A 13,714-nucleotide genomic window follows, 5' to 3' on the forward strand; every position below is an offset into this window, starting at 1 on the left:
TTATTATCAGTGTCAGTTGGTCCGAACGTAGACCCGATCTTGAGGGGATTAAGACTAAAGGTCTTCGCGGTGATGTTAGTAGACATGATAAGTCCGAACGTAGACCCGATCTTGAGGGGATTAAGACATGATAAGCTCCTAGATTGTTAAAGACCGGGTTCAGGTCCGAACGTAGACCCGATCTTGAGGGGATTAAGACCCGGACTTGGGCGAGTAGCGCGCAGACTTTTTGGTCCGAACGTAGACCCGATCTTGAGGGGATTAAGACCTTCAAAACTTGCGTACATGTCAATTCGCCTGTGTCCGAACGTAGACCCGATCTTGAGGGGATTAAGACCCGCACTGTTTGATGGTTGCGATGGCCATCGCCACCGTCCGAACGTAGACCCGATCTTGAGGGGATTAAGACTGAAGGACATTTAGGCGACTTCGGTAGCGACTTCGGTCCGAACGTAGACCCGATCTTGAGGGGATTAAGACCCATGGAGCTGGACGGGCGCCTGTATGAAGCCCAGGCCGCCCTGTCGGCAGCGATTCGCAATGTGCTGATGACTGTCAAAACCGCAGTATCTTCCAACAAGAAAAGCATAGGAGCCTACGCATGAACCTTGACCACACCCCGTCCCCGATCGTCGTCGCCGACTTCGGCACCTGGCTGGACTACTGCATCCTCGGCGCCGGGGAGATGGGCCGGCGGTTGCCGGAGCGCCGGGGCGTTGAAGACCGCACCTACGACCGGCCGCTGACGCCCCAGCAGCAGCGCACCCGCGAGGAGTGTCGGACGGCGGCCGCCCGCCAGGGGGCGCGCGCATGAAGACGCTGCTGCTCGGCCTCCTGTTGGCCGCCTCGCTGGCGGTCCACGCTTATTCCCAACTGCCGGTGCCGCTGACCGGTAGCCTCTGCCCGACCGGCTACTACCGCAACAACGGCTATTGCGTGGCGCTCAATGAGCGCAGCAAACCCGCCGTGCCGCTGGTCGGCACCCTCTGCCCGACCGGCTACTACCGCAACAACGGCTACTGCCTGAAGAATAAGTAGCCAAAAAAAAGCCCCCAGGGAAGAGGGCTGAACGAGCCCGGCCAGTGGGCCGTAGGCTCGATGAGATGAGCACTACTCGGACAGAGGTCCGAGCGTAGACCCGATCTTGAGGGGATTCCGCATCAGCCTCACCTGGCTGAATGCCGACGGCAGCCTGAATGCGGCTCAACCGCTGGACGCCTTCCTCGCCTTCTGGCGCCGCCACGGCCAGCCGCTCTTGGGCAGTGCTCCCTATCACGAGATCGCCCCGCACCCGGGGCTGATGGCCTTCCTGCACCGCGTCGTCAACGGCGACGGCACCCTGGAGCGGGAATACGCCATCGGCTCGGGACGCATGGACCTGTGCCTGCCGAGCGGCGGGAGTTGCTAGACGGCATGCGTGGTCTGCTTGATCCACGCGGCAAGATTCGCGCGCGCGGCAAGGCCGTGATTCCCCAAGAAGGCCAAGATGGCCTGACTTGGGGAATGCCCGGGTCGCGCGGCGCCCGCGCCTGGTCTAAAATCAATCCCGGCGGGACCTCCGTACCTCTTTTCGAACCCCCGGTGAGTTTGCACTGTTAATGGGCGTTGATCTCGCGATATTTTTTGCCACCTCCGGCCACAGTGGCGTGGACCGGCTGGCCCGGAATCTGGTCTCCGCCCTGGCCCGCCGGGGCTACCGGGTGGACGTGCTCAAGGTGCAAGGGCATGGGCCGAATTTCCAGGAGGTTCCGGAGGGGGTGCGCATCATCGAGCTGGGGACAGCCCACGCCTATTCCAGTCTGCCGGCGGTCGTCCGCTATCTGCGCCGCGAGCGGCCCGCAAGCCTCTATTGCGACAAGGACCGCATCAATCATACCGCCATCCTGGCCCGCGCCCTGGCCCAGGGCCTGGCGCGCCCCAGCACCTTTCTCGCGGTCGGCACGGGTACGACCCTGTCCATCGATTGCGCCCGGCGCGGCTGGTTTCATGCCCTCAGGACGCGCTTTTCGACGGGGAAGCTCTATCCCTATGCCGACAGGGTCATCGTGACCTCCCGGGGGGTGGCCGAGGATATGGCCGCTTACACCGGCCTTGCGCGCGACCTGATCGAGGTGGTGCCTTGCCCCGTGGTGCCCGCCGCGGTCTTCGCGGGCCGCTGCCAGCCGCCCCGGCACCCCTGGTTCGGCGATGGCGGTCTACCCATCATCATGGGGCTCGGCGAATTGTGCGAGCGGAAGGATTTTCCTACCCTGATGCGCGCCTTCGCCCTGATCCAGGGTGAATACCCCTCGCGCCTCATGATTCTGGGGCGGGGCAAGCATCGCGACCCGCTCCTGGCCCTGGCCCGGGAGCTGGGCATCGCCGGGGCACTGGATCTGCCGGGTTTCGTGGAGGCCCCCCTGGATTATCTGGCCCAGGCCAGCCTCTTCGCCTTTACCTCGACGCTGGAAGGGCTGGGGTTTGCCTTGATCGAGGCCCTGGCCGTGGGGGTCCCCGCGGTCGCGACGGACTGTCCCAGCGGGCCCCGGGAGATACTGCAAGACGGCAAGTTTGGCCCCCTGGTGCCGGTGGGCGATCACCAGGCCCTGGCGGCCGCCATGCTGGCGACCCTGCGCGACCCGCCGGACCCGGATTTCCTGAGGCAGGCCGCCTGGCCCTATGAAATCGAGAATGCCACCAGCGCCTACGTCCGGGCGCTCAATCTTCGACTCCTTTAAGTGGATTAGCCTCATGTGCGGCATCGTCGGCCTCTTCAACCGTAGCGGCCCCGTGCGGATCGCGGCCCTCGAGACCGCCGTGGCGCGTCTTGCTCATCGGGGACCCGATGACCAGGGGACCTTTGTCTCGGGTCATTTCGGCATGGGGCACACCCGGCTGTCGATCATCGATCTGGCCGGCGGGCATCAACCCCTGAAGACCGCCGACGGCACCCTCACCCTGATCGCCAATGGCGAGATCTATAACTTCATCGAGTTGCGCGCCCTGCTGGAGTCCCGGGGCCACCGCTTTCTCACCCATTCCGACTGCGAGGTGATCCTGCACGCCTACCGGGAATACGGCGAGAATTTCCTGAAGCATATCCTGGGCATGTTCGCCTTCGCCCTCTTCGATAGTGCCCATGACCGCCTGATTCTGGCCCGGGACCGCCTTGGCATCAAACCCTTGTTCCTGGCCGTGCGCGGCAGCGGCGTGGCCTTTGCGTCGGAGATCAAGGGCCTGCTGCCGCTTCTGGACGAGCTTCCCGATATTGATGCCCTGGGATTGGCCCGCTACTTCCAGAACCAGTTTGCCGGGGGGGCAACCACCCTGCTGCAAGGGGTGGAGCGGGTGCTGCCGGGGGAAAGCGTCTGGATCGAGCAGGGCCGCATTGCCCGCCGCTACCGCTACTGGTCGCCCCTCCAGGTGCAATGCCTGGACCTGGGTTTCGAGGAGGCCTCGACTCGCTTCGACGCCCTTATGGAGGTGGTCATCACCGAACATATGCGTTCGGATGTCCCCTTTGGGCTCTTCCTGTCCGGGGGCGTGGATTCCGCCGTCTTGTTGGCCCAGTTGAGCCAGCATTCCGATCGGCCGATCCGCACCTTCTCCGTCGGTTTCCCGGGGACCTCCGTGCAGGATGAACTCCCCCTGGCCCAGATGATTTCACGGCGTTTCGGCAGCCAGCATCGGGAGATATGCCCTAGCTCTAGGGATATCCTCCAAAGTTTTCCCCTGACCATCTGGGCGGCGGACGAGCTCATGCGCGATAACGCCAACATGCCCACGGCCCTGCTCGCCCAAGCCGCCGGTCAGGAGCTGAAGGTGGTGTTTTCCGGCGAGGGCGGTGACGAGGTCTTCGCGGGCTATGGCCGCTATCGCAGCTCGCCCCTGGAACTGTGGTTCAAGAACCTGCTGAACCCCGGCTCCATGGGTTTCCGGACCCGAGGCACCTTTCGGGGGGGGTGGCCGCGGCAATTGTTTACCCGGTCGATGCGGGCGCAGTTGCCGCTGATCAGGCAGCTAGTGGTCGATGGCTGGCGGCAAACGCCCGCGGCCTGGAGCGACCTGCAGCGCAGGCAGTACATCGATCTCACGCAGGCACTGCCGGACAACCTGCTGGTCAAGGCGGATCGCATGATGATGGCCTGGGGCCTGGAGGGGAGGGTGCCCTTCCTCGATCATCGCCTGGTGGAATTTGGCCTGGGCCTGCCCGACAAGCTGAAGGTCGCGGGGGGCGTGGGCAAGCTCTTCCTCAAGCGCTGGGCCCGGCGTGATCTACCCGAGGAGTATTTGTTCGCCCGCAAGCGCGGGTTTTATGTCCCCCTGGGTGACTGGATGGGGGCTGACCTGCTGGGCCGCTTGAACACCCTGCTCCCGGAACATCCGGCCCTGCGGCCCTGGTTCAGGCCGGATGGGGTGCGGGCCTTGATCGCCCGCTGCCGGGATACACGCAACGGCAGCGCCATGCTGTGGGCCATCATTCAGTTTGTGATCTGGACCCACTTTCTGCGGCAGGGCTTTGCGGAGCGACCGGCGGCCCTGACCGATCCCCTGGAACTGATCCGTGACTTGCAGGGCTTCGAGCCTTGATCCCTCAGGCCAACTGATACCGATCCTTCATGTCCTGGTAAACGAGGTTGGAGACGGAACGGATGGCATTGCCGCGCTGTTTCATCCAGCCGAAATACTTTTTGACGGGGACCGGGCTTTCGATGATGGCGACGAAGGTATAAGGGTAACTGCCGCCATTCTCACCCGGCGCCACCACGATGCCCATGTCGCCACAGAGCATGGCGGTGGATCCCGTCTTGTCGTAAACGCGGACATTGTCTGGCATGGAGTCCACTCCATCGACGATGCGATCGCGATTAGACAGGGAGAGGAGGGCGCGCATCTCGTCGGCGTAGGGCAACTGGCTCCGCCAGAAGGCGGCCAAAAAGCGGTGATAGTCGCCGGCGGAGGCCAGGTTACGGTAAGTGCGCCCCCCTGCCGGGATCTGCTCCACGATGCGGATGTCCTGGAAGATGTCGGGCCCATTCTGTTTGAGCACCCGCTCCACGTCCCCGGGTCCCCGGTTGCCGGCGTTCTGGCTGACCAGGGTCATGATGCGGTTGGTGGACTTGTTGCAACTGGAGCGGATCATGCGCTCCATGGTCTTGCGGACCTCGGGGGTGTAGCTGATCCGGCTCGACTGGCTGGCCTGATAGAACCAGGCCTGGCAGACAAAGGGCTTGATCATGCTCGCCGCCTGGCGGGGCACGTCCTCGTTGATGGCGACCAGCTTCTCGCGGCTGGTGAAGTCATAGACGGACCAGGAGACCTTGTCCCCGGCGCCAATCAGGCCTTGGGCGCGCAGACTGGCGATGTGGTTGACGACCCGGCTTTGCAGGCTGCCATAGGCGCTGCCATAGGCCACCTGGGCCTGGGCCTGGGTGAGGGGCGCCAGGGTCAGAGGCGCCACTAAGAGGCCCGCGGAACCCAGGGCCAGGGTCCGGAGGAATTCGCGACGGCTTGGGTTTGCGCTCATGGTCGAAGCAGCCTCCTGTTGGGGCGGTTGGGCGGATACAAGGGCGGGAGTTGAATGGGGTGTCGAATTCAAGGCCGGGCGCGGCCTGGGCTCGCGCCCCTCATGGAATGGAAAGGAGCATAGCCCCGCATCCGGGGCGGGGCAAGGAGGGACGCGGCGTTTTTTGACCCAGGTCAGGGTCATTGGGCGGGTTATTCAATTTTGCGGCAGGGCCGGGGGCTAAGCTGCTCTTCCCGAGCCCTTGGCCCCGGCCATCATGGGAGCGTCAGGTAATGACATCCGGCGCGGCGCGGCCAGTCCGGGCCTGGATTTGCGCCAGTTCATTGGCGATGAGGATGAGGGGTGCCAGGGCCTCCTGGGTGTCCTGGCCATGGCGTGTCGGGTCGGGCTCGTAGGATTCCAGATAAAGGCGCAGGGTGGCGCCCTCGGTGCCCGTGCCCGAGAGGCGGAAGACGAGGCGCGAGCCGCCCTCCAGGCCAATGCGGATGCCCTGGCGGTCCGAGCGGCTGGCGTCCACCGGGTCCGTGTAGGCGAAGTCGTCGGCGTAGGTCACCTTGAAGTCACCGAGCCGCTTGCCGGGCAGGGTCGGGAGGAGGGCGCGCAAATTGTCCATCAGGGCCTCGGCGGCCGGGGCGTCCACGGCCTCGTAGTCATGACGGGTGTAAAAGTTGCGACCGTAGCGCCGCCAGTGTTTCTGGACGATATCGGCGACGGCCTCCTGGCGTGCCGCCAACAGGTTGAGCCAGAAGAGGATTGCCCAGAGGCCATCCTTCTCGCGCACATGGTCCGAGCCGCTGCCAAAGCTTTCCTCGCCGCAGAGGGTGATGCGGCAGGCATCGAGGAGGTTGCCGAAGAACTTCCAGCCGGTGGGGGTCTCGTAACAGGGGATGCCGAGCCGTTCCGCGACCCGGTCGGCGGCCTGGCTGGTGGGCATGGAACGGGCCACGCCGACGATGCCGTCCGCGTAGCCGGGCACCCGATGGGCATTGGCGGCCAGCACCGCCAGGCTATCGCTGGGGGTGACGAAGAAGTCGCGGCCCAGGATCATGTTGCGGTCGCCGTCGCCATCGGAGGCGGCGCCGAAATCCAGCCCCTCCGGCCCCTGGCACAGGGCCACCAATTCCTGGGCGTGTGCCAGGTTGGGGTCCGGGTGACCGCCGCCGAAGTCCTCCAGGGGCACGCCGTTCATCACGGTGCCCACGGGGGCGCCGAGGCGGTTCTCAAGGATCTCGGTGGCATAGGGGCCGGTGACGGCGTGCATGGCATCCAGCTTCATGCGGAACTCGCCGCTGGCGAAGAGGCGGCGAATGGCCTCGAAGTCGAAGAGGCTGGCCATGAGATCGGCGTAATCGGCCACCGGGTCCAGGACCTCTATCCGCATCTTGCCAAACTTGCCGAGGCCTAGCGTGTCGATGTCCAGTTCCGGGGCCGCGCAGGTGCGGTAACGGTCCAGGCTCTGGGTGCGCCGGTAGATGGCCTCGGTGATCGCCTCGCTGGCGGGCCCGCCGTTGGCAGCGTTGAACTTGATGCCAAAGTCCTCGTCTGGGCCGCCGGGGTTGTGGCTGGCGGACAGGATGATGCCGCCTTGGGCGCCATACTTGCGGATGAGGTGTGAGGCGGCGGGGGTCGAGAGGATGCCACCGCGCCCCACCAGGACCCTGGCCACGCCATTGGCGGCGGCCATGCGTAAAATGATCTGAATGGCGGTACGATTGTAAAAACGGCCGTCGCCGCCGACGATCAGGGCGCCACCGGCGAGCTCCTTCTGGGTATCGAAAATGGCCTGGACGAAGTTTTCCAGGTAGCCCGGCTGCTGGAAGACCTTGACCTTCTTGCGCAGCCCGGAGGTACCCGGACGCTGGCCCGGGAAGGGCTTGGTGGCGACGACTTGCGGCTCCATCGGTGAAAACCCCTTGAAGTTGTATGAATCGGCCTTATTCGGGCGCCCTGATACTATGGGTCAGGAGGCGCCCCGTACGGGCCGCTATTGTAGCGCCCTGGCGCCAGACCTGACATCACCCCCGACCCTAACAGAAGGTATAGATCCCCATGACTGTAGAGGCCCATAAGGAAACCCTGGAATTCAAGGCCGAGGTGAGCCAAATACTCGACCTGGTCATCCGTTCTCTCTATTCGAATAAGGAAATCTTCCTGCGCGAGCTGGTGTCCAATGCCTCGGACGCGGGCGAGAAGCTGCGCTTCGAGGCCCTCACGGACGACGGCCTGCTGGCGGAGGACCCGGATCTGCGCATCCGGATCGAGGTGGACAAGGAGGCGGGGACCCTGACCGTCAGTGACAACGGGATTGGCATGAGCCGCCTGGAGGTCATGGACACCATTGGCAGCATCGCCAGCTCCGGCACCCGCCGCTTCCTGGAGGCCATGACCGGCGATCAGACCAAGGACAGCGCCCTCATTGGCCAGTTCGGCGTCGGTTTCTACTCCGCCTACATCGTCGCCGACAAGGTCAGCCTCATCACCCGCCGCGCCGGCCTCGCGCCCGAGCATGGGGTGCGTTGGTCCTCCGATGGCCGCGGCCAGTACGACATCGAGACCCTGGAGGTGGCCGAACGCGGTACCCGCGTCACCCTGCACCTGAAGGAGGACGAGAAGGAATTCCTCGAACCCTGGCGGCTGCGCACCATTATCTCCAAGTTTTCCGACCACATCGCCCTGCCAGTGGAGATGCTCAAGGAGACCTATGGCGAGGAAGAAGGAGAGGGTGAGGAGAAGAAGGAGGCCAAGGCGCCCGAGTGGGAGCGCGTCAACCAGGGCACGGCCCTCTGGATGCGCAACAAGGCGGAGGTGACGGACGAGGAGTACAAGGACTTTTACAAGCACATCTCCCACGACTTCGAGGAACCCCTGGCCTGGGTCCACAACCGGGTCGAGGGCACCAACGAATACAGTGCCCTGCTGTTCGTGCCCAAACGCGCCCCCTGGGACCTGTGGGACCGCGACCAGAAACACGGGGTCAAGCTCTATGTCCGCCGCGTCTTCATCATGGATGAGGCGGAGAAGCTCATGCCCCACTACCTGCGCTTCGTCAAGGGCGTGGTGGACTCCGACGACCTGCCCCTCAACGTCTCCCGCGAGATCCTGCAGCACAATCGCAAGATCGACACCATTCGCGGTGCCAATATCAAGCGCGTCCTGAGTCTGCTGGAGACCATGGCCAAGGACGAGGCGGAGAAGTACCAGGAATTCTGGAAGGAGTTTGGCAAGGTGATCAAGGAGGGCCCGGGCGAGGACTTCCCCAACCGTGAACGCATCGCCAGCCTCCTGCGCTTTGCCACCACGCACCAGGAGGACGACGACCAGAGCCTGTCCCTGGACGCCTACATCGAGCGCATGAAGGAAGGGCAGGACAAGATCTACTACATCACCGCCGATACCCCCGCCGCCGCCCGCCACAGCCCCCACCTGGAGGTCTTCCGCAAGAAGGGCGTCGAGGTGCTTTTGCTTTCGGACCGGGTGGACGAGTGGCTGGTGTCCTCCCTGACCGAGTACAAGGGCAAGCACCTGCAGTCCGTCACCAAGGGTGACCTGGACCTGGGCGACCTGGCGGACAAGGAGGAGAAGGAGCAGCGCGAGAAGGCCGCCGAGGAACATGGCGATCTGCTCAAGCGCCTCAAGGACGCCCTGGGCGACCGGGTGGACGCCGTGCGCGCCAGTACCCGCCTGGTCGATTCCCCGGCCTGCATCGTGGTCGGTGAGTACGATATGAGCGCCAACCTGGCGCGGGTCCTCAAGTCCGTGGGCCAGAACGCCCCCGCCTCCAAGCCGACCCTCGAAGTGAATCTGGATCACCTGCTGGTCAAGCGTCTTGAGTCCGAGAGCGACACGGGGCGCTTCGGCGATCTGGCCCTGATCCTCTTCGACCAGGCCCAACTGGCCGAGGGTGGGCAACTCGATGATCCGGCCGCCTTCGTGGGCCGCCTCAACAAGCTCATGACGGGTTTGATGCTGTCGGGGCGCTAAGGCCTGACTGCCCCAGCTAAGGTGGCGCCGGCCCTGGGTCGGTGCCACCCTTATCGGTCTTCCCGCGGTAGGGTCCCGTCCGCATTACTCCGGCCCACCCTCTCAACCATTGGGCCACGGGCCCCCGCGTGGCACAATTACCCCATCGACCCAGGCCACCCAGGCGCCCGCCATGTCCCTTCCCCCGGAAAACCTGACCCACGCCCTGTCCGACCTCACTCGGCTGAGGATTCTCATGCTCCTCTTGCCGTGCGGGGAGCGGTGCGTCTGCGATCTCACGCTAGCCCTGGAACTGCCCCAGCCCAAGATCTCGCGCCACCTCGCCGTTCTGCGGGAGACGGGGTTGCTGCTGGACCGCCGGGCGGGACTCTGGATTCACTATCGCCTCCATCCCGATCTACCCGCCTGGGCCCTGGATGCCCTGGCCGCCTTCCGCCGCGGGTGTAACCGACAGGAACCCTTCGACGCGGATCAGGCGCGCCTGGCCCGCCCCGCGGGGCAGGGTGGGGAGACTCCGACATGCTGAAGGCATACCGGCTGCAGGATTCCCGTCTCATCACCCTCAAGCCCGAGGCCGATACCGAGGGTCACTGGCTGGCCGAGGCCCAGTGGATCGAACTGGTGAAGCCCAAGCCGGAAGAACTGGCCCAGGTCAAGCCGTTCTGCAAGGTGCCTCTGCCCAAGATGCGCGAGCTCGATGAGCTGGAATCGGGCTCCCACCACCAGGATTTTGATCAGGGGTTTCAACTCCACTGTCTATTTTTCCACCGCCCGGATGGTGAACCGCGCAATACCAACGCCGCCTTCATTCATGACGGTGAGCGGCTGGTATCCCTCTGTTCCCAGGTCTTGCCCCACCCGCGCCTGTTGCGCCGCCGTAACAAGCTCGGCATGAAACCCCTGGCTGATCCGCTGGAGATCCTCCTGGCTCTGCAGGACATCAAGGTCGAGGGCCTGGGAGACGAGACGGAACAGGCCTATCTCACCCTCTCGGATATCCAAAAGGAGGTTCTGGGCCGGCGCAGCGAGGACCTGGAGGATGCCGTGGACGGCCTGGCGGATCAGGAGGACCTGATCGGTAAGATTCGCCTCTGCCTCATGGATGCGCAGCGCGATATCCGCTTCCTGATCCGTCAGCCCCAGATGCCTAAAAAATATCGCAAGCTGGGGGCTGAATTGCTGCTCGATGTCGATTCGCTCATGCCCCACAACGACTTCCTCTCGGAGAAGGCGGACTTTCTGCTCAACGCCACTCAGGGTTTCATTAACATGGAGCAGAATCGCCTGCTGAAGATCTTCTCCGTCGCCGCCCTTATCTTCCTGCCCCCGACACTGATCGCCGGCATCTACGGTATGAATTTCGAATCCATGCCGGAACTGAGCTGGGCCTGGGGCTATCCCATGGCCCTGGGTCTCATCGCTATCGCCGCCGTCGTCCCCATCCTGTACGTCAAGCTCAAGGGCTGGTTGTAGCCAATCAAACCAGCCGTTATCCGGAACATCCAATAACATGCGCTATTTCCTGCTTGCCTCGCTCCTGCTTGCCCCTTTCGCTCCCGCCGCTGAAAATTTTCAGACCTACCATAACTCCCGTTTTGATTACGCCATCGAGTATCCCGCCAACCTCCTGATTCCACAGGGTGAAGCCGATAATGGCGACGGTCAGGTCTTTGTCTCTCCCGATCAGCAAGCCCGTTTTAAAATCTACGGTACCCATAATGTGCTAGAGGAATCCATCAAGGACCTCTATCACAAGGAATCCCAGGATGTCGCAACCGGAAAAATCACCAAGAAGGTGACCTATAAACGCCAGAAGAATAACTGGTTTGTTATTTCCGGCTACATCGGCAACAAGATCTTCTATCAGAAGACCCTGCTTTCCAATGACCAGTTCAAGACCTTCTACATGGAATACCCAGAAACCCAGCGTCACCTCTATGATCACATCCTGGGACGGATGGCAAGTTCCTTTAAGGGGTGACGGCCATTCCAGTTGGGTGATCCATACTTGAAAGGGGGGTAGTGCCCTAATCGGTAGGATGGCGGCGAGCTTGGGCCTTTATTAACAGCCTGTTAGGAAAATGCGTCCTACGCATTGGGGCGCTACTAGCACCCGCGGGTAGCTTGTCGTGCCGGTGTTACGAATGCCAGTCAACCAGCCCCGTATAGGCGGTGCCGAGCACGATCAGCCCAAAGACGATGCGGTACCAGGCAAAGGCGTTGAAGTTGTGGTGGGAGATGAAGCGCAGCAGGCCCTTGATGGCGAGCATGGCGAAGATGAATGACGTCACGAAGCCCACTGCGAACACCGGGAAGTCATCCAGGGACAGGATGTCGCGGGCCTTGTAAACATCCAGGACGGTGGCGGCCAGCATGGTGGGAATGGCGAGGAAGAAAGACAGCTCGGTTGCTGCCTGGCGGGAAAGCCCGAAGAAGAGGCCGCCCAGGATGGTGGCCCCCGCCCGGGAGACGCCGGGGAACATGGCGATGGCCTGGGCAAAGCCCACCTTGAGGGCCTCCCGCCAGGTGATGTCCTCTACCGCGGCGAAACGCACCGGCAAGTCGCGCTTTTCCACCCAGAGGATCACGAAACCACCCACGATCAGGGCGAAGGCCACGGAAATGGGATTGAAGAGGTGGGCCTTGATCAGGGAGTGCAGCAGAAAGCCCAGCACCGCCGCCGGCATGAAGGCGATCAGGATGTTGAGGGCGAAACGCTGCTCGGGCCCCTGCGCCCACATGCCCTTGATCACCCCCAGGAGCCGGGCTCGATACAGCCAGCAGACCGCCAGGATCGCCGCGAACTGGATGACGATCTCAAAGACCTTGCTCTGATCGTTGGTGTAGTCGAGCAGACTGCCGGCGATGATGAGGTGGCCGGTCGATGAAATCGGGAGGAATTCAGTCAGTCCCTCGACGATGCCGAGGATCAGGGCCTTTAACAGCAATGGCAATTCAAACATCTGAGGTTCCTGGGTGTGACTTGGCCGAGAGGGTTAAGGGTAGCTGGACCCGTGGGTAGAGGTCGGGTCGGGACCGCCGCCCGATGGGAGGCGCGATTGTAGCAGTCGCTCAATCCGGGGGCCGGTCGATGAGCGGTCAGCCTGGGAACAGGAGTCGCAGCGCCGTCCAGGAGGCCAAGGGCGGCGGCTCCCGGCTGGCAAGGGCAGCCACATAGCCGGGTTGCGGCGCGAAATGGATAATTTCCGGCGGGGGGCCGCCGGGCTCGGCGGGCTGGAACAGGCCCCGCCCATCCAGCTTGACGCTGGCCTCCAGGGCCGTCCAGAAACAGGTGAAGAGGGCAGGGCGTTCCGCCTCGGTAGCGGCGAGCAGCCGCGCGACCTCCGACGCCGGGAAGAGGCGGCGGGCAATCCCCAGCAGGTTGCGGTTGGCCGTCGGTCGCTCGCAGTCGATGCCCACCGCCCGATCCCAGCGCAGGGCGACGAGGGCCAGATCGCCGCTGGTGGTCAGGTTGAATTCCAGGGGCCCGGCAACGGCGGGCTTGCCCTGGGGCCCCTGCTGGAACGCGATGCGCGCGGGCGGGGTAGCGAGGGGGGTCGCCAGAATCAGCCGGAGCCCCGCATGGGCGCGGATATAGGCCCCGCGGTGCCCCGGCACCAGGCGTCGATCGGCCCGGGCCTGCTCCGCGCCGGACAGCAGTGGCCAGAGGGCCTCGGGATCGCCATTATCGGCGCCGCAGGGGATGATCCAGATCTGGAGATCCTGGGGCCCGAGAAGCGGTCCCGGGCGAGCAGCAATCCAGGGTAGGGTGGTTAATGCCAACATCTCGGGGTGTCGCTTGCGGAAATAACGAGAGCCATAGCGTCTTCGGGCATTAACGGGAGGGTCACCCGGCCCGGAAATCCAGGCACTCAAGTTGCTCCGGTCTCACCCGGATCAGGTTACTGGCCTGGTTACCCCGGTCCCCGACGTTGGAGTCAGCCCACCCGCTCCCTATAATGAGCGACCGCCACTCAGGAGCTAGCCCCGTGGAGCCCCACGACCACAAGTCCCCGCATGCCGTCATCGAAGCCCTCTGCGCCAAGGGCTGCCGCCAGGTGTGGCGGGAAATCCAGGCCCTTGAGGCGGGCGATCCCCCCGAGGAGGCCCGCGGGCTCACCGATGCCGAATGTGACCAGGTGTTGACCGAACTCAAGGCGATCATGGCGGTTTACGATAGCTGTCGCCCGGACCCTGGTCCGGACCCTTTCCGCGGACATGGATAAA

General features: G+C 63.8%; 13 protein-coding genes, 1 pseudogene and 1 CRISPR repeat array (1 of these 15 running past the window's edge). Of the genes and pseudogenes, 10 read left to right on the forward strand and 4 right to left on the reverse strand.

All coding sequences use genetic code 11. The features are described 5' to 3' along the window. Nucleotides 1–480: direct repeats of the CRISPR family, unit length 36 nt; unit sequence GTCCGAACGTAGACCCGATCTTGAGGGGATTAAGAC (it extends 2,614 nt beyond the left edge of the window). Nucleotides 481–601: 121 nt separating this feature from the next. From IPN92_07725 to asnB, 5 genes and pseudogenes are all read left to right on the forward strand, one after another. Next, nucleotides 602–814 carry a hypothetical protein gene (locus tag IPN92_07725; protein ID MBK8638174.1) on the forward strand — a complete coding sequence of 71 codons (213 nt, stop codon included), beginning with the start codon at nucleotides 602–604 and terminating at the stop codon, nucleotides 812–814. Further along, nucleotides 811–1,038, forward strand: coding sequence for a hypothetical protein (locus IPN92_07730; GenBank protein ID MBK8638175.1), 228 nt, complete (start codon nucleotides 811–813; stop codon nucleotides 1,036–1,038). The genes IPN92_07725 and IPN92_07730 overlap by 4 nt, the downstream gene beginning before the upstream one ends. Before the next feature lie 130 nt (nucleotides 1,039–1,168). After that, nucleotides 1,169–1,387, forward strand: a pseudogene (locus IPN92_07735) (ATP-binding protein). Between the two features lie 211 nt (nucleotides 1,388–1,598). Next, the gene (locus tag IPN92_07740; protein MBK8638176.1) at nucleotides 1,599–2,717 is read left to right on the forward strand and encodes a glycosyltransferase; all 1,119 of its coding nucleotides are present in this window, start codon (nucleotides 1,599–1,601) and stop codon (nucleotides 2,715–2,717) included. A gap of 13 nt (nucleotides 2,718–2,730) precedes the next feature. After that, complete coding sequence (gene asnB, locus IPN92_07745) at nucleotides 2,731–4,569, forward strand: asparagine synthase (glutamine-hydrolyzing) (protein MBK8638177.1); 1,839 nt, start codon at nucleotides 2,731–2,733, stop codon at nucleotides 4,567–4,569. Between the two features lie 4 nt (nucleotides 4,570–4,573). Here asnB and IPN92_07750 read toward each other — a convergent pair whose 3' ends face one another. Both IPN92_07750 and IPN92_07755 read right to left on the reverse strand, forming a co-directional pair. Then, a complete protein-coding gene (locus IPN92_07750) occupies nucleotides 4,574–5,506 on the reverse strand; it encodes a serine hydrolase (protein MBK8638178.1) in 933 nt (310 codons plus the stop codon). 265 nt (nucleotides 5,507–5,771) lie between these two features. Next, on the reverse strand, nucleotides 5,772–7,406 hold the full coding sequence (locus tag IPN92_07755) for an alpha-D-glucose phosphate-specific phosphoglucomutase (GenBank protein MBK8638179.1): 1,635 nt from the start codon (nucleotides 7,404–7,406) through the stop codon (nucleotides 5,772–5,774). A 149-nt stretch (nucleotides 7,407–7,555) separates the two neighbouring features. Here IPN92_07755 and htpG point away from each other — a divergent pair, with 149 nt between their 5' ends. The 4 genes from htpG (at nucleotide 7,556) to IPN92_07775 (ending at nucleotide 11,468) form a co-directional block, all read left to right on the forward strand. After that, the gene (htpG, locus tag IPN92_07760; GenBank protein ID MBK8638180.1) at nucleotides 7,556–9,487 is read left to right on the forward strand and encodes a molecular chaperone HtpG; all 1,932 of its coding nucleotides are present in this window, start codon (nucleotides 7,556–7,558) and stop codon (nucleotides 9,485–9,487) included. Nucleotides 9,488–9,659: 172 nt separating this feature from the next. After that, entirely contained in the window at nucleotides 9,660–10,013 is a 354-nt protein-coding gene (locus IPN92_07765) for a metalloregulator ArsR/SmtB family transcription factor (GenBank protein MBK8638181.1), read from the forward strand. Next, nucleotides 10,007–10,960 (forward strand): magnesium transporter CorA, encoded by a 954-nt coding sequence (locus IPN92_07770; GenBank protein MBK8638182.1) that lies wholly within the window; start codon nucleotides 10,007–10,009, stop codon nucleotides 10,958–10,960. The genes IPN92_07765 and IPN92_07770 overlap by 7 nt, the downstream gene beginning before the upstream one ends. A gap of 37 nt (nucleotides 10,961–10,997) precedes the next feature. After that, on the forward strand, nucleotides 10,998–11,468 hold the full coding sequence (locus tag IPN92_07775) for a hypothetical protein (GenBank protein MBK8638183.1): 471 nt from the start codon (nucleotides 10,998–11,000) through the stop codon (nucleotides 11,466–11,468). 157 nt (nucleotides 11,469–11,625) lie between these two features. Here the strand turns inward: IPN92_07775 and IPN92_07780 are convergent, their stop codons facing one another. Both IPN92_07780 and IPN92_07785 read right to left on the reverse strand, forming a co-directional pair. Then, nucleotides 11,626–12,450: an undecaprenyl-diphosphate phosphatase gene (locus tag IPN92_07780; GenBank protein MBK8638184.1), complete on the reverse strand. Its 825-nt coding sequence runs from the start codon at nucleotides 12,448–12,450 to the stop codon at nucleotides 11,626–11,628. A gap of 136 nt (nucleotides 12,451–12,586) precedes the next feature. Continuing rightward, on the reverse strand, nucleotides 12,587–13,273 hold the full coding sequence (locus IPN92_07785; GenBank protein MBK8638185.1) for a 4'-phosphopantetheinyl transferase superfamily protein: 687 nt from the start codon (nucleotides 13,271–13,273) through the stop codon (nucleotides 12,587–12,589). Nucleotides 13,274–13,446: 173 nt separating this feature from the next. Between IPN92_07785 and IPN92_07790 the strand changes: the two genes are divergently transcribed. Further along, nucleotides 13,447–13,713 (forward strand): hypothetical protein, encoded by a 267-nt coding sequence (locus IPN92_07790; protein MBK8638186.1) that lies wholly within the window; start codon nucleotides 13,447–13,449, stop codon nucleotides 13,711–13,713. Nucleotide 13,714 lies beyond the last annotated feature (1 nt).

This window comes from Chromatiaceae bacterium, assembly GCA_016714645.1.
In the GTDB taxonomy this organism is placed as follows: Bacteria; Pseudomonadota; Gammaproteobacteria; order Chromatiales; family Chromatiaceae; genus M0108.